Annotated in this window: 22 protein-coding genes and 1 tRNA gene; 21 read left to right on the top strand and 2 right to left on the bottom strand. The window is 35.5% G+C overall.

What is annotated here, in order from left to right; genetic code table 11:
• The first annotated feature begins 17 nt into the window (after nucleotides 1-17).
• The 11 genes from A5880_RS12390 to A5880_RS12440 all read left to right on the top strand — a co-directional run bounded on the left by A5880_RS12390 (nucleotide 18) and on the right by A5880_RS12440 (nucleotide 8,447).
• Entirely contained in the window at nucleotides 18-338 is a 321-nt protein-coding gene (locus A5880_RS12390) for a PTS lactose/cellobiose transporter subunit IIA (RefSeq protein ID WP_086329340.1), read from the top strand.
• A 105-nt stretch (nucleotides 339-443) separates the two neighbouring features.
• Nucleotides 444-1,736: a PTS sugar transporter subunit IIC gene (locus tag A5880_RS12395; protein ID WP_086329341.1), complete on the top strand. Its 1,293-nt coding sequence runs from the start codon at nucleotides 444-446 to the stop codon at nucleotides 1,734-1,736.
• Nucleotides 1,737-1,858: 122 nt separating this feature from the next.
• Nucleotides 1,859-3,262, top strand: a complete 1,404-nt coding sequence (locus tag A5880_RS12400) for a glycoside hydrolase family 1 protein (protein WP_086329342.1) — start codon at nucleotides 1,859-1,861, stop codon at nucleotides 3,260-3,262.
• 215 nt (nucleotides 3,263-3,477) lie between these two features.
• The gene (locus tag A5880_RS12405) at nucleotides 3,478-3,798 is read left to right on the top strand and encodes a PTS sugar transporter subunit IIB (RefSeq protein ID WP_086329339.1); all 321 of its coding nucleotides are present in this window, start codon (nucleotides 3,478-3,480) and stop codon (nucleotides 3,796-3,798) included.
• Between the two features lie 28 nt (nucleotides 3,799-3,826).
• The gene (locus tag A5880_RS12410) at nucleotides 3,827-4,147 is read left to right on the top strand and encodes a PTS lactose/cellobiose transporter subunit IIA (protein ID WP_086329343.1); all 321 of its coding nucleotides are present in this window, start codon (nucleotides 3,827-3,829) and stop codon (nucleotides 4,145-4,147) included.
• A gap of 132 nt (nucleotides 4,148-4,279) precedes the next feature.
• Entirely contained in the window at nucleotides 4,280-5,734 is a 1,455-nt protein-coding gene (locus tag A5880_RS12415; protein WP_086329344.1) for a PTS sugar transporter subunit IIC, read from the top strand.
• Between the two features lie 75 nt (nucleotides 5,735-5,809).
• Nucleotides 5,810-6,028, top strand: a complete 219-nt coding sequence (locus tag A5880_RS12420; RefSeq protein WP_086329345.1) for a hypothetical protein — start codon at nucleotides 5,810-5,812, stop codon at nucleotides 6,026-6,028.
• 23 nt (nucleotides 6,029-6,051) lie between these two features.
• Nucleotides 6,052-6,252 (top strand): DUF3188 domain-containing protein, encoded by a 201-nt coding sequence (locus tag A5880_RS12425; RefSeq protein WP_086329346.1) that lies wholly within the window; start codon nucleotides 6,052-6,054, stop codon nucleotides 6,250-6,252.
• Nucleotides 6,252-6,665 carry a DUF3284 domain-containing protein gene (locus A5880_RS12430; RefSeq protein WP_086329347.1) on the top strand — a complete coding sequence of 138 codons (414 nt, stop codon included), beginning with the start codon at nucleotides 6,252-6,254 and terminating at the stop codon, nucleotides 6,663-6,665. The genes A5880_RS12425 and A5880_RS12430 overlap by 1 nt, the downstream gene beginning before the upstream one ends.
• A 166-nt stretch (nucleotides 6,666-6,831) precedes the next feature.
• A complete protein-coding gene (locus A5880_RS12435) occupies nucleotides 6,832-8,025 on the top strand; it encodes a GNAT family N-acetyltransferase (protein WP_256924775.1) in 1,194 nt (397 codons plus the stop codon).
• 348 nt (nucleotides 8,026-8,373) lie between these two features.
• Nucleotides 8,374-8,447, top strand: a tRNA-Arg gene (locus A5880_RS12440).
• A 60-nt stretch (nucleotides 8,448-8,507) separates the two neighbouring features.
• Here A5880_RS12440 and A5880_RS12445 read toward each other — a convergent pair.
• Nucleotides 8,508-9,746 carry an aminopeptidase gene (locus tag A5880_RS12445; protein ID WP_086329349.1) on the bottom strand — a complete coding sequence of 413 codons (1,239 nt, stop codon included), beginning with the start codon at nucleotides 9,744-9,746 and terminating at the stop codon, nucleotides 8,508-8,510.
• A 254-nt stretch (nucleotides 9,747-10,000) separates the two neighbouring features.
• Between A5880_RS12445 and A5880_RS12450 the strand changes: the two genes are divergently transcribed.
• Nucleotides 10,001-10,573 carry a TetR/AcrR family transcriptional regulator gene (locus A5880_RS12450; protein WP_086329350.1) on the top strand — a complete coding sequence of 191 codons (573 nt, stop codon included), beginning with the start codon at nucleotides 10,001-10,003 and terminating at the stop codon, nucleotides 10,571-10,573.
• A 38-nt stretch (nucleotides 10,574-10,611) separates the two neighbouring features.
• On the opposite strand, the gene A5880_RS12455 is transcribed toward A5880_RS12450, so the two are convergent.
• Nucleotides 10,612-11,055: a flavodoxin gene (locus tag A5880_RS12455; RefSeq protein ID WP_086329351.1), complete on the bottom strand. Its 444-nt coding sequence runs from the start codon at nucleotides 11,053-11,055 to the stop codon at nucleotides 10,612-10,614.
• Nucleotides 11,056-11,430: 375 nt separating this feature from the next.
• Here A5880_RS12455 and map point away from each other — a divergent pair, with 375 nt between their 5' ends.
• The 9 genes from map (at nucleotide 11,431) to rfbB (ending at nucleotide 19,644) form a co-directional block, all read left to right on the top strand.
• Nucleotides 11,431-12,195: a type I methionyl aminopeptidase gene (gene map, locus A5880_RS12460; protein ID WP_086329352.1), complete on the top strand. Its 765-nt coding sequence runs from the start codon at nucleotides 11,431-11,433 to the stop codon at nucleotides 12,193-12,195.
• Nucleotides 12,196-12,226: 31 nt separating this feature from the next.
• A complete protein-coding gene (locus A5880_RS12465) occupies nucleotides 12,227-13,141 on the top strand; it encodes a YihY/virulence factor BrkB family protein (protein WP_086329353.1) in 915 nt (304 codons plus the stop codon).
• 143 nt (nucleotides 13,142-13,284) lie between these two features.
• Entirely contained in the window at nucleotides 13,285-14,421 is a 1,137-nt protein-coding gene (locus A5880_RS12470) for a glycosyltransferase family 4 protein (protein ID WP_086329354.1), read from the top strand.
• A 258-nt stretch (nucleotides 14,422-14,679) separates the two neighbouring features.
• The gene (locus tag A5880_RS12475; RefSeq protein WP_086329355.1) at nucleotides 14,680-15,462 is read left to right on the top strand and encodes a glycosyltransferase family 2 protein; all 783 of its coding nucleotides are present in this window, start codon (nucleotides 14,680-14,682) and stop codon (nucleotides 15,460-15,462) included.
• Nucleotides 15,462-16,292: a glycosyltransferase gene (locus A5880_RS12480; RefSeq protein ID WP_086329356.1), complete on the top strand. Its 831-nt coding sequence runs from the start codon at nucleotides 15,462-15,464 to the stop codon at nucleotides 16,290-16,292. The genes A5880_RS12475 and A5880_RS12480 overlap by 1 nt, the downstream gene beginning before the upstream one ends.
• Nucleotides 16,293-17,009: a glycosyltransferase family 2 protein gene (locus A5880_RS12485; protein ID WP_086329357.1), complete on the top strand. Its 717-nt coding sequence runs from the start codon at nucleotides 16,293-16,295 to the stop codon at nucleotides 17,007-17,009.
• A 126-nt stretch (nucleotides 17,010-17,135) separates the two neighbouring features.
• Nucleotides 17,136-18,005 (top strand): glucose-1-phosphate thymidylyltransferase RfbA, encoded by an 870-nt coding sequence (rfbA, locus tag A5880_RS12490; RefSeq protein WP_086329358.1) that lies wholly within the window; start codon nucleotides 17,136-17,138, stop codon nucleotides 18,003-18,005.
• Between the two features lie 14 nt (nucleotides 18,006-18,019).
• On the top strand, nucleotides 18,020-18,592 hold the full coding sequence (rfbC, locus tag A5880_RS12495; RefSeq protein ID WP_086329359.1) for a dTDP-4-dehydrorhamnose 3,5-epimerase: 573 nt from the start codon (nucleotides 18,020-18,022) through the stop codon (nucleotides 18,590-18,592).
• Nucleotides 18,593-18,615: 23 nt separating this feature from the next.
• Nucleotides 18,616-19,644, top strand: a complete 1,029-nt coding sequence (rfbB, locus tag A5880_RS12500; RefSeq protein ID WP_086329360.1) for a dTDP-glucose 4,6-dehydratase — start codon at nucleotides 18,616-18,618, stop codon at nucleotides 19,642-19,644.
• The last annotated feature ends 97 nt before the right edge of the window (nucleotides 19,645-19,741 follow it).

Consider the following 19,741-nt stretch of genomic DNA (forward strand, 5'->3'; position numbering starts at 1 on the left):
GAACGGAGTGTTGGATTATGGGAGATCAACAAAATTTAGAAGCAGTTATGGGATTGATTATGTACGGAGGAAATGCTAAAAGCGACGCAATGGAAGCGATTGCCGCAGCGAAAGCAGGTGATTTTGAATTAGCAGACCAAAAAATTATTGATGCAGAAGAATCCTTAGTACAAGCCCATCATTCTCAAACAGGAATGTTAACACAAGAAGCGCAAGGAGACCATATTCAAGTGACATTGTTAACGGTGCACAGCCAAGATCACTTGATGACATCAATCGCTTTTACGGATTTAGCAAAAGAAATCATTGATTTATATCGTCGTATGGATAACAAATAATAAATCATGAGTTATTTTGAATAGAAGAACGAAAAAATTATCAATAACTGATTTGAAGAGCGCAAGCGCTTTTTAGATAAATATTGTTTAGGGGGATTTACAACAATGGACAAATTTGTTCAATGGATGGAAAAACATTTTATGCCGAAAGCTTCGGTGATTGCAGCACAACGTCATTTAGTGGCGATTCGTGATGCCTTTGTGGTTACGATGCCATTAATGATTTTAGGAGCACTTGCGGTGCTTATCAACAATTTACCAATTCCTGGATTTCCAGAATTAATGGATAAACTATTTCCAATGATCGTCAACGATGCACCAATTTGGAAAAGTTTTGGTGGAAATATTTGGAACGGAACATTTGCTATTTTTTCAGTTTTGATTTCATTTTTAGTAGCTTATAATTTAGTAAAATCTTACGGTAAAGACGGAATTGCTGCAGGTACTGTATCTGTTGCGTCATTCTTTGCAGTAGGTGGATTAAGCGGTACAGATGCAACAGGATTATTTATTGCTTTAGTTATTGCACTTATTTCAGGAGAAATTTTCCAAAGATTAGTTGGAAATGATAAGTTGGTTATTCAAATGCCGGATGGTGTTCCACCAGCAGTTGCTAAATCGTTTGCGGCATTATTACCAGCGATGATCACAATCAGTTTATTTAGTTTAATTACATCTATTTTATTCGGATTTGGGATTGAAAATATTGTTGTATCATTCTATGAAGCTGTTCAAAAACCATTTATGGGTCTAGCAAACAGCTATCCATCAGCACTTTTATTAGCATTTATTACACCATTCTTATGGTTCTTTGGGTTACATGGTGCCAATATGGTTGATCCGTTGATGCAAACAATTAATGTGCCAGCGATTGATGCCAATATCAAAGCGTTAGAAGCAGGGGAAAAAATCCCTTATATCGTTAACAAGCCTTTCTTTGATTCATTTGTAAACTTAGGTGGAACAGGCGCAACATTAGGCTTATTAATCGCAATTTTCTTAGTAGGACGTAAAAATAAACCATTTAAAGTCATTACAAATTTAAGTTTAGCACCAGGAATTTTCAATATTAATGAACCCGTGATGTTTGGACTTCCAATCGTATTGAATCCGATCATGTTCATTCCATTTATTATCACACCAATGGTTCTTGTAACGACAGCATACATTGCAACCTCAACAGGACTTGTTCCAGCTGCAACATTTATGCCACCGTGGGTAACACCACCAATCATTGGTGGATTCTTAGCAACGAAGAGTATTGCAGGGGGCGTATTAGCTGCGGTCAACTTATTAATTTCTGTGTTGATTTATATTCCATTCGTTAAAGTTGCAACTGCTCAGTTCTTAAAACAAGAAGCTGAAGCGTTGGCACAAGAAGAACAAGCACAAGCTTAGTGAAGTAAATAATAGATAAAATCTCCTCAAGAAAGGTGGGGCAAACGGAGTAATCGTTTCTCTTGATCTAAGGGAGGTTTTATCTATTTTTATAATGAATCTATATTTAGGAGATGACTATTATGAATTATCAGTTCCCAAAAGGTTTTTGGTGGGGATCGGCAGCTAGCGGACCACAAACGGAAGGTGTTTTTGAAGGAGATGGAAAAGCTCAAAATATTTGGGATTTTTGGTATGAAGAAAAACCTGAAAAATTTTTCAATGGAGTAGGTCCAGGTAAAACATCGCAGTTTTATCAAAAATATCTAGAAGATATCCAATTAATGAAGGCTACTGGGCATAATTCTTTTCGCACATCGATTCAATGGAGCCGCTTGATTCCAGACCCAAGTACAGGTGTGGTCAATCAAAAAGCAGTTGATTTTTATAATAATGTTATCAATAATTTATTAGATAATGACATTGAACCATTCTTTAATTTATATCACTTTGATATGCCAATGTCTCTTCAAGAAAAAGGTGGTTGGCTTAGCCGTGAAGTGGTTGATCAGTATGTTTTTTATGCTAAAACTTGTTTTGAACTGTTTGGAGATCGTGTGAAAAAATGGTTTACGCATAATGAACCAATCGTACCTGTTGAGGGAGGTTACTTATACGGGTGGCATTATCCAGAGGAAGTCAATTTGAAACATGGCGTTCAAGTTGCTTATCATGAAGCTTTGGCGAGCGCTAAAGCGATTGAAGTTTATCACGGTATGAATTTAGGTGGAGAAATTGGAATTGTTCTTAATTTGACACCTTCTTATCCAAGAGATCCTGAAAATGAAGAAGACGTTAAAGCAGCTCGTTTAGTCGATGGCTTATTCAATCGTTCGTTTTTAGAGCCAGCTGTAAAAGGACACTTTCCGGAAGATATAGTAGAGTGGGTCAAAGAAAATGATTTGATGCCTGCAACAACACCAGAAGATTTAGCGGCTATTGCCAATAATACCATTGATCTTTTAGGGGTAAATTATTACCAACCACGTAGAGTAAAAGCAAAGGAAACACCTATTGAAATTGCTGGAAACAGTATGTTACCGGAAGATTTTTACGATGTATACGATATGCCTGGTAAAAAAATGAATCCTTATCGTGGCTGGGAAATTTATGAAAAAGGAATTTATGATACTTTGATGAATATCAAAGAAAATTATGGCAATATTCGTTGTTACATTTCAGAAAATGGTATGGGTGTTGAAGGAGAAGAACGTTTTGTGAACGCTGATGGTATGATTGAAGACGACTATCGAATTGAATTTGTTACAGATCATCTAAAATGGGTGCACCAAGCGATTCAAGAAGGAAGTCAAGTACAAGGATATCATATGTGGACTTGTATGGATAATTGGTCATGGTTGAATGCGTATAAAAATCGTTATGGATTTATTGCGGTTGATTTAGATCAAGAAGCAAAAAGAACAATCAAAAAAAGCGGCTATTGGTTTAAAGAGTTAGCTGAAAATAATGGTTTTAACGAAAAATGAACGCTATTTAAAAAGTTTATATAATTTTTTAATGCCTATATAACAGCAAAGAAAGCGCACACAAAAATTAAGTGTGTAACGTTTGAAATGTAGTGTGTACACAATCTGTATAGACCAAAACCTTGTTATGACTAGGTTTGGTCTATACTTATTTTTGGCACACTTCTTGCTTTATATAAAAGTGTAAATACAACTAATTAGAAGGAGTGTAAAAAATGGCTAAAAAAACAATTATGTTAGTATGTTCAGCGGGAATGAGTACAAGTCTATTAGTAACAAAAATGCAAAAAGCAGCAGAAGATCGTGGTATGGAAGCTGACATCTTTGCCGTATCAGCATCAGATGCAGATAATAATCTTGAAGCAAAAGATGTAAACGTTTTATTATTAGGTCCACAAGTTCGTTTTATGAAAGCCCAATTCGAACAAAAGTTAGCACCTAAAGGGATTCCATTTGATGTCATCAACATGTCTGATTACGGAATGATGAATGGTGAAAAAGTGTTAGATCAAGCAATTGCTTTGATGGATAAGTAAAAATAAAAAAGTGAACGGGGTTACAAAAGTGGAAGATCAACAAAATTTAGAAGCGGTTATGGGATTGATTATGTACGGAGGGAATGCCAAAAGCGACGCAATGGAAGCCATTGCCGCAGCGAAAGCAGGCGATTTTGAATTAGCAGATCAAAAGATTATTGATGCAGAAGAATCCTTAGTACAAGCCCATCATTCTCAAACAGGAATGTTAACACAAGAAGCGCAAGGAAATACGATTCAAGTAACTTTGTTAACAGTGCATAGCCAAGACCATTTAATGACAGCGATTGCTTTTACTGATTTGGCGAAAGAAATCATTGATTTATATCGTCGTATGGGGAATGAATAAGGTATATCTTTTTCTTTTTTGAACGGAAGAAATTAGAAGTTAAAGTTTTTTGAACGGGACTTTAACCAGTATTTTGTTTTAAAAAGCTTCAGTGCTTTTTGAATAAATATTATTTATAGGAGGAATTAAAAAATGGATGGATTAACAGCCTGGATGGAGAAATACATTCTACCTGTAGCCGGTAAGATTGGTGCACAAAAACACTTAGTTGCGTTACGTGATGCTTTTATCGGTACAATGCCCGCAACAATGGCAGGATCGATTGCCGTAATGATCAATGCGATTATTCGTGACTTGCCTCAGCAATTTTTCTCTGACTATTCAGCAAATCTGGCAGCAGACAAAGGTTTCTTTGCAGTTATTAACGTAATTATCGGAATCAACGGATTTGTTTGGAACGGTACATTAGCGATTGCTGGTTTGATTTTTGCCTTTTCTTGGGGATATAATCTAGCAAGAGCGTACAAAGTGAATGATTTAGCAGGTGGGATCGTTGGTTTAGCAACCTTGATTCAAGGGATTGCTTTTTCTTATTCAAATACACTAGAAACAGCTATTCCAAAACAACTAATGAGTACAATCAATAAAGGCACAGCTGACACTGGCTGGTCTGCAACAGCGGAAGGGTTAACTGCAGGTGGTTGGGGTTGGTTAAAACTTGATCACTTAAATGGAAACGCATACTTTACAGTAATGATTATGGGTGCGATTTCGGTTATTATTTTCTGTAAATTAATGTTGGCGAATATCACAATCAAAATGCCTGATTCAGTTCCGCCAGCAGTATCAAAAGCGTTCGCGGCTATTTTACCAGCGACGATCGCATTATATGTAATTGCAATTATTAACTTTGTAGTAGGTAAATTAACAGATGGACAATTGATTATTGATCTTGTTCAAAAATATATTGCTGAACCATTCTTGGGCTTATCTCAAGGTTTAGGTGCGGTACTAATCGTAACGATCTTTACTCAAATTTTCTGGTTCTTCGGAATTCATGGTCCAAACGTTTTGGCACCAGTTTTAGAAGGTATCTGGGGACAAGCACAACTAATCAATATTGATATTTTCCAAAAAGGATACAAAGGCTTAACTGGTACGCCAGCCGTTTTAGCGGCCATTGAAGATGGAAAAGCGTATATGTGGGTTCGTGGTTCATTTGATGCATTCGCATGGTTTGGTGGATCAGGTGGTACGATTGTATTAATCGCAGCGATTCTCCTATTCTCTAAACGTGCCGATTACCTGACTGTAGGTAAATTGTCATTAGGGCCTGGTATCTTTAACATTAATGAACCAATCATGTTTGGTTTACCAATTGTATTAAACGCAATCATGTTCATTCCATTCTTGGTAGCACCAGTAGTAGCAACAACAATTGGCTGGTTAGCAACTTACTTTGGTTTAGTGGCACCAGTATCTCAACAAGTAACATGGGTAGTTCCTCCAATCTTATTGTCATTCCTAGCAACAGGAGCTGACTGGAGAGCACCAATCGTAACAATTGTGGCAATGGTTGTGACATTCTTGATTTGGACACCATTTGTTATTGCAGCTAATAGAATGGAACCGACAGATTTCGAATAAAATAAAACTAAATAGCTTGTTGCTTTCACTTCTAATGAGGTGAGAGCAACTGCTTCATTATAAGGAGAGAGTAAAATGATCACAATTGCAAGTGCAATGCAACAAGAGGATATTAAGAATTTGTTAGAGAATTACGACGGTGGCGACTTCACGTATACATTTAAACAAAAACAAGGAATCAAATTAGCATTTGAGGTAACTGGCGACAAAGAAGAAGCGGCTAAAAAAGCAAAAGAACTAATTAAAACACAACCTTGGGGCAGTGTTTTGTTCTTCCAAGCAGCAGCCGTTTAAAAAACAGATTGGATGGATGAAAAATGGTCAGAAACGGCTTGTTTATATGTAGTATTGGATTTATAATTATTTTATATACTGTGAATCCAGCTTCACTAAATTATGATTTGTTAAGTATGACAACAGGAATTTTCTTAGTGATTGTTGGCGGTTATTTCTTTTTCAAAGGAAAGAAAATTGAAGAAACAAAAATAAAGAAGCAAACTAACGAGGTGAAAAAATAATGGAGATTACTAAAAAATTAGCTATTCCAGCGCCTTACTTTTATGAAAAAGTGATTGATTCTGTTTTGTTTGATATTCGCAAACATACTGGAAAAAGTTTGACCAAAAAACAATTGACTAACTTTGAATACGTAAAATCATTTTCTAAAAACAGCCGAGCAAAAATCAAAGTCGAAAAAATTGTCGATAATGCCTCTTACCATTTTCGGACATCAACGACTAAAAATAATTTTTCGGTGGGCTATGAAATTGTACCCATCGATGATAAAACATGTGAGATTCATTATACAGAAAAAATGGAATCATTTGGATTTTTACAAAAAATAAACGATGCTGTATTAGGCACGATTTTGCTGTATTTTAAAAAACGTCAATTTAACAAAATGCTGCAGATGATAGAAGAATCATACTAAGAGTGTCTGAGGGCGCTCTTTTGTTGCTTATAACAAAAAAACTTTGAGGTTATATATCTTGAATTGGCAGAATACAATACATAAAATCGTCGATAAAAAAACAAAACGGTTTAAACACTTTCCTAAGTGAGTTATTCTTAACTATGAATAACAAGGGGGAATCAAGATGGGTGTCATTCAAAAAATGACTGAAGAACAAGTAGATGAAATGTTTCAACTAGCAGCGTATGCATTTAACGCAGAAACCACAGACAAACGCAAAGAACGTTTTAAAGAGATAGTGAAACATTCTTGGAATTATGGCTGTTTTTCCGAAAATGACTTAGCAAATCAAGTGATCTCTACACCATTTAACGTAGCGTTTCATGGTGTGAACTATCAAATGGCTGGCATTGGTTGTGTTTCATCTTATCCTGAATATCGTGGACAAGGTGGTATTTCAGCTATTATGAAACAGTTACTAGCAGAACTAGCTGAAAATAAGGTGGAATTAGCATATTTAGCGCCTTTTTCTCATCCTTTTTATAGAAACTATGGATTTGAACAATTGTTTGAGCAGATTAGTTACACAATCAAGGCGGCTGATTGGCCAAATATAAGAGCGGTGCCAGGCAATATGCGACGTGTATCCTTTGAAGAAGCTAAAAGTGTTTGTCAAAGCATCTATTCTGTATTGCCAAAGAATCAGCGTGGTGCAGTTGTTCGACAATCTTGGTGGCTAGATTATTCTTTTGGGATGGAGCAAGGAAATCAGTTTGCGCTTTATGAAGATGAACATGGTAATCCCAAGGGCTATTTAATCTATAAATCTAGTAAAGAACAATTTGTAGTTAAAGAATGGGGATATCTAACAGGTTTAGCGTTTCGATCCATTCTTCGGTTTATTGGATCACATAATGGTTCTTCACAAGAATTTTACTATGAAACAGGGTTTGATGGTCAAAATTTGAGTTATTTAATGCCAGAACCTGTACTAGAAATGAAAATCAGCCCCTACATGATGGGAAGAATCGTTGATTTGGAAAGTTTTTTGACCAAGTATCCGTTTCAACCAGGAAAAGAGGCTTGTTACTATCTTAAGGTTGAAGACACTTATGGACCATGGAATGAAGGCGTTTGGGAAGTAAAAATCAATGAAAAAGGAAAATGCATAGCAAAAAAAGTGAGTCAGATTATTGGAAAACAAAAGGAAGAAGCAGTAATTACAAGTACGATCCAATCTTGGACCCAACTCTTTATGGGCTATCGTACCATCAGTGACATTAGCTTTTATGGTAAACTATCTGGAAAAGCAGACCTGATTGAATCATTAGAACAACGATTAGTGAAAGGGATGCCGGTTTTGGAAGATTACTTTTAAAAAAGAAGCCATGATACTCTAAAAAAGCCTATATGAGTCTAAGCAAATGACTAGCGAAACCATCTGTAAGTCCTTATAATTAAGCTAGTAAAACAATGAAAAGACTAAGTATAGAAAGGCCGTGAACAAGATGAGTAAAACAAAAGAAGAAAAAGTAGCAAGAAATTGTAAGGTAGGGAAAACATTAGCAGTTGTCGTAGGTGGTCTTTATTTGGTTAAATTGTTAAAAGGCAAAAAACATCTTAAAAAGTAAGAATACTAGAAAAAGTGATACTGCTATTGTGTCAGGATTGCTTTTTCTTTTTTTATTGACACTAACTGAAAAGACTTCTAAAATAAAGAAAGAATGTTCTCGTAGCTCAGTAGGATAGAGCAATCGCCTCCTAAGCGATAGGCCGCTGGTTCGATTCCAGTCGGGAACGTAAAAAAGACCGGTGAAATTGAGCCGGTCTTTTTCTTCATTTTTTTAAGTTATTTTGGTATTAAACCCAATCCCCATTACGGAAAATCGGAACACGTGTGCCGTCTTCTCTAATTCCATCAATATTCATTTTATCTGATCCAACCATGAAATCGACATGTGTGTGGCTACGGTTTAAACCAGCTTCTATTAGTTCTTCTTCGCTCATTTCAGTTCCGCCTTGTAAATTGAATGCATAAGCAGACCCGAAAGCTAAATGATTTGACGCATTTTCATCAAATAAAGTATTGTAAAAAATGATGCCTGATTGAGAAATCGGAGACGGGTCGGGAACCAATGCCACTTCACCTAAGCGATGTGCGCCTTCGTCTGTTTCTAGCAGTTTGCCTAACACGTCTTCTCCTTGTTCCGCAGAGAAATCAACAACTTTTCCCTCTTTAAATGTAAATTTCATTCCAGAAATGGTTGTTCCTGCGTAGCTTAATGGTTTTGTACTAGAAACAACACCATCAACACGTCGACTATCAGGTGCTGTGAAAACTTCTTCAGTAGGCATGTTTGCCATGAATTTCTCTCCGCGAACATTGTCACTTCCAGCACCTTCCCATAAATGGTTTTTAGGTAACCCAATGATCAAATCAGTGCCAGGTGCTGTATAATGTAATTCTTTAAACTGCTCTTTGTTTAGTTCGTCAGCTTTTGCAGCTAATTTTGTATCATGAGCTTTCCATGCAGCAACAGGATCATCTTCATAAACACGGGTCGTTTTAAAAATTTCGTCCCAAAGAGCATCAACTTGCTGAGTGTTATCTTTTAAATCTGGAAAGACTTTCGCTGCCCATTCTTTACCAGCTGCCGCAACAACTGTCCAGCTAACTTTATTTGCTTGTGTAGCTTTTCTTAAATTTGCTAAGGCTTTACCAGAAGCCGATTGAAAAGCTGCGACACGGTCAGCATCGACACCAGCTAAAGCATCTGGGTTTGCAGAAACAACACTGATTCGGCTAGCTCCTTTATTGACCCAGTCATCCGTCTGGTCTATTTTATACTGAGGGATATTTTCTAAGTGTGCTTCATCTGCGTGTAGCAAAAACTCACGTTGAATGACATCATCAGTCCATTGCACAATCACTTCACCCGCACCCAATTTATAGGCTTCTTCTGTAATTAATCGAGCTAAAGGCGCTTGATCCACACTAATTTGTAAAACGATACTTTGCCCTTTTTGAACATTTATACCCGTTTCAACAATTAATTGCGCATATTTTTTTAAGGTTTCTTTAAAATTTGGTAATGCCATAAAATAACCTCCTAGTTTTTCATTATGTAATCGTCAATATCATAACATGTAGCGTGTACTAACTCAAACGATCAGATAGGTTTCAGAGATTATTTAATTCTGAGAAAAGAAGCTATAAATGGCTATCTAATCAAATAAATAAAATAATATAAAACAAAGGACTAGTATTTTGCAGAATAAACAAATCGTGTTACAATAACTGTAGTATTTATATGGAAGCGTTGTAAAGGATAGGTAGAGGGGATTGAAAAATTATGGCAAGAAAAAAAACGATTACTAAAGATCAGATTTTAAATGCTGCATACGAAGTAGTAGCCACAGAAGGCTTTTCGAAATTCACTGCACGAAACATTGCAACCAAAATGAAATGCTCAACACAACCTATTTATTTAGAATTCAGAAATATGGACGACTTGAAAGAAGAGTTATTTGAAAAAATTCATCAATATTTAGCAAAAGAAGTATTTCCTGTTACACATACAGGTAACACAATTGTTGATCTTGCACTAAACTATATTCATTTTGCTAAAAACGAAAGCAAATTATATCGGGCTTTATATTTAGAAGAATACGGTGGCGGTAAGAGAATGCAGGAGTTTTCGTATAGTTATTTCTCTAATGCAGTCAAACAAGATTCAGATTATGAAAAATTAAGTGATACAGAAATCAATTCTCTCCATATGGGGACGTGGATTGTTGCTACAGGAATTGCAGCCTTGATGACTTCAGGTATTATTCATCCAAGTGATGAACAAATTGTACGTTTGATGGAAGAGGCAATTGATCAGATTTTAGAACGTAATGAACCTATCGATATCGATGGATAGGGACGAAAAAAGCACTCACTTAGGTGGGTGCTTTTCGTTTATTTTGCTGCTTCAACTAATTTTTTAGCAAAAGCTTCAAGGTTTTGGATATCTTCTTCTTCTGCTGCTAAATCAACTTTCACACTATCTGCACCTTTAGTAGCCCCGATTTTTGCAAAAACAGCGTCAAAGTCGTCAACAGATTTACAAAAATCATCATAGAAAGTATCGCCAGAACCGCAGACACCATAGGTTTTTCCAGATAGATTGATTTCTTGTAGTTCTTCATAGAAGTCAACGATTTCATCGGGAAGTTCGCCATCACCATAAGTGTATGTTGCGACAACACAGATATCCGCATCTTCGAAATCTTCCGGATCAACTTGCGTGCATTCGTTAATTTCAACTTCAACATCTAAATTTTCAAAAGCTTCAGCGACGATATCAGCAATTTCTTCTGTATTTCCAGTCATGCTTGCATAAACAATTTTAGCTAAGGTCATTAGAGTTCCTCCTTCAAATGATACAATCTTGATTATATCAGAAATATAAACTGAATGTAAATTACAAAATCAATATGAATACAATAGGAAGCGTTATCATTACATAATCAGCTAGTTAGATACAAAAAAATGAATGTTTTGCTTTATTTGACGTAAAAAAGACTAAAATATACTTCATCAACTATTTTTCAGTGAAATTTTCATAAATTATGATAGAATACTCTTAGTATAAAGATTATCTAGCTCCACGGGCTAGTTTCTATGAAGAAAGATAAAGTATGATTGTGATAAAAAGTGTCACCAACATATGATCTTATTTTTCTCTGAGACTGAATATGCCCGCTGCGCTTTTAAATTCTAGGAGGACGATACGAAATGATCACATTGAAATCACCAAGAGAAATAGAAATGATGGATGAATCTGGCGACCTGTTAGCTGATGTCCATCGCCACTTAAGAACATTTATTAAACCAGGAATTACTAGCTGGGATATTGAAGTATTCGTTAGAGACTTTATCGAAAGCCATGGAGGCATCGCAGCTCAAATCGGTTTTGAAGATTATAAATATGCTACTTGTTGTAGTATCAATGATGAAATTTGTCATGGATTTCCCAGAAAGAAACCATTAAAAGATGGTGACTTGATTAAAGTTGATATGTGTATCGATTTAAAAGGTGCTGTATCTGATTCTTGTTGGGCATATGTTGTTGGACAATCAACCCCTGAATTGGACCATTTAATGGAAGTGACTAGAAAAGCGCTATATCTAGGAATTGAACAAGCCCAGGTAGGAAATCGTATCGGGGATATTGGACATGCTATTCAAACATATGTTGAAAGTGAGAATTTATCTGTTGTCAGAGATTTTGTTGGTCATGGAATTGGACCTACAATTCATGAAAGTCCTGTTATCCCACATTATGGTGAAGCGGGTAAAGGTCTTCGTTTAAAAGAAGGTATGGTCATTACAATTGAACCCATGGTCAATACAGGCACTTGGCGTATGAAAATGGATCCAAATGGTTGGACTGCCTATACCTTAGATGGTGGAATCAGTTGTCAATTCGAGCATACATTAGCTATTACCAAAGAAGGTCCACGAATTTTAACTTCTCAAGGAGAAGAGCTAACATATTAAGAAATAGTCATATTCATTAGAGGAGAGGCGTATGAAGCTAACGGACAAAGTGAAAACTAACGAAAACTTAATGCGTTTTATCGAAACAACGCAACGACGTATGATTGATTCGGACATAGGGAATACATCAGTTGTTGTAGCTTATTATTTACTTTTATCTTTATTTCCTCTATTGATTGCGGTAGGAAATCTCTTACCGTACTTACATATTGATTCAAATGACGTGTTGCCTTATATTGCTGAAGCCATACCAAAAGCTATCTACAATGATTTAAAACCTGCGATTCAATCATTATTAACGCAACGTTCTGGGGGATTGCTTTCTGTATCTGCATTAGCTGCTTTATGGAGTGCCAGTCAAAGTATCAATGCTATGCAAACTGCAATGAATAAAGCGTTTGGAGTAGAACAGAGAAAAAATTTTATTATTGTTCGGATTATGTCATTATTTGTGATTGTACTGCTGCTGACAGCTATTGTAGGTGTGGTGGGGGTTTTAGGTTTAGGAAAAACGATTTTGGATATTCTACAACCGATTTTTCATTTTTCCACGGACTTTATTGACACCTTCCAAGCATTGAAATGGCCTGTAACGTCTTTTATTCTGCTTATCATTATGTGTTTGATTTATCGTGTTGTGCCGAATGCAAAATTAACGTTCCGTTCAATTTTACCAGGAGCTGTTTTTGCAACGCTAGGTTGGATGTTGTTGTCTCAAGTATTTGGTATTTACATTAAATATTTTAGTTCGAAAATTTCTAGTTATCAAATTATCGGAAGTTTTATCATACTAATGTTATGGTTGAATTTTGCAGCAACGATTATTATATTAGGTGGAATTATTAACGCTGTAGTTAAGGAATATATCTCTAATGAAAAGATTCAGCATCGCTACGGTTTGATTAATCGGACGATCGATAGAATAAAAGAAAATTTTAAAAAATAAACCAATTTTTTAACCTATTCTTTTAATGAGAAAAGATAAGTTGGGAATTGAAGCTTTTCTTAGGTGGAAACACCTGTTCCAACTTGTAAATGTGGAATGATTCGGTATAATATACGATGTACATTAAGAAAGTAGGTTCTTTTATGTCAATGTTTATCTATGAAATTTTTATGCGTCTGTTTTTGACGTTTATTTTATCATTGATTGTTACGCCGATTGTTAAATTATTGGCTTTTAGAATAGGTGCATACGATGCCCCAGGGGAAAGAAGAGTAAACACAAAAATTATGCCGACTGCGGGTGGTTTAAGTATTTATTTTGTTTTTGTTTTTTCTTGCTTAGTATTGTTTCAATCGATTATTCCAATTGATTACATTTGGCCGGTTCTTTTAGGCGCAGGAATTGTAGTTGCTACAGGCTTAATTGATGATATTTATGAATTGACACCCAAAAAGAAAACAATTGGCATTTTATTAGGTGCGTTGGTCATTTATTTTGTTGCAGAAATACGGATCGATTTTGTCACTTTGCCGTTTTTTGGTCAAATTGATTTGCGTTGGTTTAGTTTACCTCTGACATTGTTTTGGATTTTAGCAATAACAAATGCTATCAACTTAATTGATGGTCTAGATGGTTTAGCGTCAGGAGTATCAATCATAAGTTTAGCTACAATAGGTGTGGTAGGGTATTTTTTCCTGCATGCTAAGACCGTTTATGTACCTATTGTGATTTTTGTGTTGGTCGCTAGTATAGCGGGATTTTTTCCGTATAATTTTTATCCAGCTAAGATATTTTTGGGTGATACTGGTGCGTTGTTCTTAGGATTTATGATTGCTGTTATGTCGTTACAGGGATTAAAAAACGCGACGTTTATTTCAGTGATTACCCCTTTGATTATCCTAGGAGTGCCAATTACAGATACAGTTTACGCGATTATTCGTCGTGTAATGAATAATCGTCCCATTTCTTCGGCGGATAAGATGCATTTACATCATCGTTTGTTGTCATTAGGTTTTACTCATAAAGGAGCTGTGATGACCATCTATGGTTTGGCTCTCGTTTTTTCATTTGTAGCGTTATTGTTCAGTTATGCAAGTAACGTAGCCTCTATATTGCTCATTGTGTTTAGTGCGTTTGGGCTAGAATTATTCATTGAAATGATTGGCTTAGTGGGGGAGAATCATCAGCCGTTAATGTATATTTTACGAATATTTGGCAATCGTGAGTTTCGTCAACAACAAATTGAAAAACGATTAGGGAAACATTCTAAAAAAAAGTAAAATCATTAGAGAGAATCTTTGCGAGGCTTATCAGCTGTGTTATAATTTATTAATTACTTAATGGAAAGGTCTGGAGCCGAACTGGAAGAGTTCTGCGCCAGACTTTAAATCCGAATAAATGATACTTTACTATTCCTTAATTGTTTTTTACTGCGTAAAGACAAAAAAGTAAAGATCATGAGAGACTATAAATACAGATGGGTTGTTGCAGAGGATACTTGCTGTGCTCATCTTATTTTTTAAATGAGGTGAAAAAACGTGAATGATAAAGTAACAGTATCTATTGTTACTCATAATAGCCGTCATATTTTTGACGTACTTGATAACTTACAAATGGAATTAGGCACAGAGTCAAACTATGATATACATATTTTTGATAATGCTTCTGAACCAAGCTATATAGAAAAATTGAAAGAGTATGGGACATTTATCTCTTTACATATTTCTACTGAGAACAAAGGATTTGGTTATGGCCATAATCACGTTTTTAAATCAGTCGATACGCGTTATGGCATTATTTTTAACCCAGATGTTTTGATCACAAAAGAAACTTTGGATAAAATGATGCAAAGAATAAAAGCAAATAAGCAACTAGCAGCTGTCTGCCCTAAAGTATTGAATTCAGACGGATCAACACAATATTTGGTTCGGCAAAAATTGGATGTTTTTGATTACATGCTTCGCTTCATTCCTTTTCAAGCAGTCAAAAAGTTATTTGATAGACGATTAAGCTATTATGAATGTCGAGATTTACCAGATGATCAGACATCTTATATTAAGATGGGGTCTGGTTGCTTAATGGTGATTGATACGGAAAAATTTAATGAAATTGCTGGATTTGATGAACGATTTTTTATGTATTTTGAAGACAATGATTTGTGTTTGCGTTTTGGAACAGCGGGCTATAAGATCTTATATACGCCATTTGAAACGGTGACTCATTTATACGAAAAAGGGGCACATAAAAACAAAAAATTATTCAAAATCTTTTTGCAATCAATGGTTAAATTTTTTAATAAATGGGGTTGGAGGTTTTTTTAGTGGGAAACAGACTGGTCATAACGATTGTTTTATATCAAATTGAATTCTCACAAACGCCCAGTTATCTTGTATTAAAACAACTACTTATGAAAAATGAAACAGTACATTTATTTATTTACGACAACAGTGAATATGGACAATTCGATGAATTATTTGAATATGCAAATGTTTTTTATATCCATGATCCATCGAATCTAGGCTTAGCCACCGCTTATAATGCAAGTAGGCATTATTTTGCTGAAGTTCAAGGAGACTTATTACTGTTACTTGATCAAGATACATTACTTGATCAAGCGTATTTAGAAAAATTATTGCAATTGCCATTGGACGATGAAATCGGTGCTTACGTTCCACTGATAAATTCTCATGGGAGACAGATTTCACCTGTATTTTCAGACGAATATATTGACCGACGATCACGTTTGCCAAAAGTTGGCATTTACGACGAAAGAGTCATGGCGATCAACTCAGGTACAGCCTTATCCAAAGAAACAGTAAAGGGTATTGGCTTTAATTTGGACTTTTCTTTGGATTTCTTAGATCATTGGTTATTTTGGAAGCTCCATCAACAGCATAAAAAAGTGAGTGTTTTAGATAGCTACTTAGAGCATGATTTATCTGTGTTGGATTATCAAAACGTAAGTGACAAACGCTATGAATCAATTATTAATGCCGAAAGCTTGTTTTACCAAAAATATGATCAGGATAAATTTTACGTTCATAGAAGACATCTGCTTTTCAGAAGTATCAAACAATTTTTACGTGTGAAGAATAGAAACATTTGGCGGCGGACGTTTTCTGAATACCTAACACTGATGAAAGGAAAATAGATGATTTCAGTTTGTATTGCCACATATAATGGAGAAAAATATTTAAAAGAGCAGTTAGATAGTATTTTGCATCAACTGGATACAGCTGATGAATTGATTGTATCAGATGATGGTTCTATGGATACGACAATAGCAATCATTGAAAGTTATGCTGAAAAAGACCAACGGATCAAACTTTTTAAAGGGCCAGGAAAAGGAGTAATTGCGAATTTTGAATATGCAATTATGCAAAGTCAAGGAGAATTCGTTTTTTTAGCAGATCAAGATGATGTTTGGTTACCCGAAAAAGTTCGTACAATGCTTGATTTCTTTTACGAGCATCCCGATATAGATTTAGTTGTCAGTGACTTAGTCATTGTAGATGAACAGTTAGAAGTGATTGAACCTTCTTACTTTGACTATCGAAATGTCAAACTTGGCTTTTTACACAATATAATGAAAAATAAATACATTGGTGCCGGAATGGCGTTTCGAGGTAGTTTAAAAGCTAAGATATTACCAATTCCTGCAAGGGTACCAATGCATGACATGTGGATCGGATTGATTGCGGCGTATAAAAAAAAGAGTGCGTTGGTCCCGAAAAAACTTACGTTGTATCGTAGACATAATAATAATGCTAGTGAAATTGATACAAAGGCTAGTTTTTTTCAACAGCTGAAATGGCGCTGTGCAATTAGTTATGAACTATTTAAACGAGTATTTTTCTCTTCACGGTGAGGAATTATTTTACAGTTTGGTAAAATATACTGAAAACGAATGACAATTCTAGGGAATAATGCAATAATAATGTTTAGTGAATAAGAGCGAATAAGACAAGTCAAATAAATATAAAGGAGTTTTTCCATGAAAGGAATAATTTTAGCTGGAGGCAGTGGAACTAGATTATACCCATTAACAAAGGCGACATCAAAACAATTAATGCCAATTTATGACAAACCAATGATTTATTACCCAATGTCTACACTGATGCTGGCTGGAATCAAAGAAATTTTGATTATCTCTACCCCAGATGATACACCACGCTTTGAAAGTCTGTTTGGTGATGGGAAAGATTTAGGGATTCATATTGAGTATGCAGTGCAAGAAAGTCCAGATGGATTAGCACAAGCATTTATTATAGGTGAAGAATTCATTGGTGAGGATAGTGTCTGTCTTGTTTTAGGCGATAATATCTATTACGGTGGTGGCTTATCCAACATGTTGCAACGAGCGGCAGCAAAAGAAAGTGGTGCTACTGTATTTGGTTATCATGTTAACGATCCAGAACGATTTGGTGTGGTTGAATTTGATAATAATATGCAAGCTCTTTCTATTGAGGAAAAACCAGAAGATCCTAAATCAAATTATGCAGTAACAGGTTTATACTTCTATGACAACGAAGTGGTTGAGATTGCTAAAAATATCAAACCATCAGATCGTGGAGAGTTAGAAATTACAGATGTTAATAAAGTATATTTAGAGAAAAATAAACTATCAGTTGAATTGATGGGTCGCGGTTATGCTTGGTTAGATACAGGAACCCATGAGTCACTTTTAGAAGCATCTACTTTTATTGAAACAATTGAAAAACGTCAAAATCTAAAAGTTGCATGTTTAGAAGAAATCGCTTATCGCATGCACTATATCACGAAAGAGCAATTAATTGATTTAGCGCAACCATTGAAGAAAAATGGCTATGGACAATATTTATTAAGATTAGCAGAATCAGAGTAGGGGCGAATAGAAAAATGAAAGTAATTGATACGAAACTACAAGATGTAAAAATTATTGAGATGGACGTTTTTGGCGATCATCGTGGTTTTTTTACAGAAAGTTATTCTAAAGAAAAGTTTGCGGCACATGGGTTAGATTTTGATTTTGTACAAGATAATCACTCTCTTTCAAGTGAAGCAGGTGTGCTCAGAGGCTTGCACTTTCAAAAAGGTGAAGCAGCTCAAACGAAATTGATTCGTGTGGTGACGGGGGCAGTTTTAGATGTAATCGTGGATATTCGTAAAGGTAGCCCAACTTATGGACAATGGGAAGGCTATATTTTATCAGAACACAACCATCGTCAATTATTAGTGCCTAAAGGCTATGCCCATGGTTTTGTGACATTGACACCAAACGTTAACTTTATGTATAAATGTGATAATTATTATAATGCACCAGCAGATGGTGGGATTGCGTTTGATGATCCAGATTTAGCGATTGATTGGCCGATTGACATTGCCAAAGCCATCACTTCTGACAAGGATAAAAAACATCCAACATTGAAAGAATTTGAAGCAGAAAATCCATTTGTTTATGGTGAAATTTAAAACGATTTAGGAGAGGCTTAAAGATGAAAAAAATTATTGTTACTGGTGGAGCGGGATTCATCGGATCGAATTTTGTTCATTATGTAGTGAACAATCATCCAGAAGTTCATGTAACTGTATTAGATAAATTAACCTATGCTGGAAATGAAAAGAATCTTGAGGGACTTCCTAAAGATCGCGTTGAATTGGTTGTTGGCGATATTGCCGATGCACAACTAGTTGATCGTTTAGTGAAAGAAACTGATGCGGTGGTTCATTATGCAGCAGAATCTCATAACGATAACTCATTAAATGATCCATTTCCATTTGTACAAACGAATATTATTGGCACATACACGTTAATTGAAGCTTGCCGTAAACATGATGTTCGTTATCACCATGTGTCTACGGATGAGGTTTATGGTGATTTACCATTACGTGAAGACTTGCCTGGAAATGGTGAAGGAGCAGGCGAAAAATTCACTGCTGAAACACCTTACAATCCATCAAGCCCTTATTCTTCAACAAAAGCAGGATCAGATCTTTTAGTGAAAGCTTGGGGACGTTCATTTGGATTAAAAGCAACAATTTCTAATTGTTCAAATAATTATGGTCCATACCAACATATTGAAAAATTCATCCCACGTCAAATCACCAATGTTTTAAGTGGTATCACACCGAAATTATATGGTGCTGGTAAAAACGTTCGGGACTGGATTCATACAAATGATCACTCTTCAGCCGTTTGGACAATTTTAACCAAAGGGAAAATCGGTGAAACATACTTAATTGGTGCTGATGGAGAAGAAGATAATAAAACAGTTATGGAATTGATATTAGAATTGATGGGACAACCTAAAGATGCTTATGAGCATGTAAATGATCGTCCTGGACATGATTTACGTTATGCAATTGATTCTACAAAATTACGTGAAGAATTAGGTTGGACACCAGAATTTACTAATTTCCGTGATGGATTAGCAGATACTATTCAGTGGTATACAGAAAATGAAGACTGGTGGTCAGCAGATAAAGCGGCTGTAGAAGCAAACTACGCAAAAAACGGTCAATAAAAGAGCTTACGTTTCAAACTGGACACTTTTAGACCACTCTCAGGTGAACAATAGCCTGAGTATGATTAGATAGTGACTTATAAAGCGTGGGACAAAA

This window comes from Enterococcus sp. 4G2_DIV0659 (assembly GCF_002140715.2).
In the GTDB taxonomy this organism is placed as follows: Bacteria; Bacillota; Bacilli; order Lactobacillales; family Enterococcaceae; genus Enterococcus_L; species Enterococcus_L mansonii.

Bases quoted from the DNA above. Each gene is read 5' to 3' on its own strand.
- A5880_RS12390 (WP_086329340.1), top strand. From the start codon at position 18: ATGGGAGATCAACAAAATTTAGAAGCAGTTATGGGATTGATTATGTAC.
- A5880_RS12395 (WP_086329341.1), top strand. From the start codon at position 444: ATGGACAAATTTGTTCAATGGATGGAAAAACATTTTATGCCGAAAGCT.
- A5880_RS12400 (WP_086329342.1), top strand. From the start codon at position 1,859: ATGAATTATCAGTTCCCAAAAGGTTTTTGGTGGGGATCGGCAGCTAGC.
- A5880_RS12405 (WP_086329339.1), top strand. From the start codon at position 3,478: ATGGCTAAAAAAACAATTATGTTAGTATGTTCAGCGGGAATGAGTACA.
- A5880_RS12415 (WP_086329344.1), top strand. From the start codon at position 4,280: ATGGATGGATTAACAGCCTGGATGGAGAAATACATTCTACCTGTAGCC.
- A5880_RS12420 (WP_086329345.1), top strand. From the start codon at position 5,810: ATGATCACAATTGCAAGTGCAATGCAACAAGAGGATATTAAGAATTTG.
- A5880_RS12425 (WP_086329346.1), top strand. From the start codon at position 6,052: ATGGTCAGAAACGGCTTGTTTATATGTAGTATTGGATTTATAATTATT.
- A5880_RS12430 (WP_086329347.1), top strand. From the start codon at position 6,252: ATGGAGATTACTAAAAAATTAGCTATTCCAGCGCCTTACTTTTATGAA.
- A5880_RS12435 (WP_256924775.1), top strand. From the start codon at position 6,832: ATGGGTGTCATTCAAAAAATGACTGAAGAACAAGTAGATGAAATGTTT.
- A5880_RS12445 (WP_086329349.1), bottom strand. From the start codon at position 9,746: ATGGCATTACCAAATTTTAAAGAAACCTTAAAAAAATATGCGCAATTA.
- A5880_RS12450 (WP_086329350.1), top strand. From the start codon at position 10,001: ATGGCAAGAAAAAAAACGATTACTAAAGATCAGATTTTAAATGCTGCA.
- A5880_RS12455 (WP_086329351.1), bottom strand. From the start codon at position 11,055: ATGACCTTAGCTAAAATTGTTTATGCAAGCATGACTGGAAATACAGAA.
- map (WP_086329352.1), top strand. From the start codon at position 11,431: ATGATCACATTGAAATCACCAAGAGAAATAGAAATGATGGATGAATCT.
- A5880_RS12465 (WP_086329353.1), top strand. From the start codon at position 12,227: ATGAAGCTAACGGACAAAGTGAAAACTAACGAAAACTTAATGCGTTTT.
- A5880_RS12470 (WP_086329354.1), top strand. From the start codon at position 13,285: ATGTCAATGTTTATCTATGAAATTTTTATGCGTCTGTTTTTGACGTTT.
- A5880_RS12485 (WP_086329357.1), top strand. From the start codon at position 16,293: ATGATTTCAGTTTGTATTGCCACATATAATGGAGAAAAATATTTAAAA.
- rfbA (WP_086329358.1), top strand. From the start codon at position 17,136: ATGAAAGGAATAATTTTAGCTGGAGGCAGTGGAACTAGATTATACCCA.
- rfbC (WP_086329359.1), top strand. From the start codon at position 18,020: ATGAAAGTAATTGATACGAAACTACAAGATGTAAAAATTATTGAGATG.
- rfbB (WP_086329360.1), top strand. From the start codon at position 18,616: ATGAAAAAAATTATTGTTACTGGTGGAGCGGGATTCATCGGATCGAAT.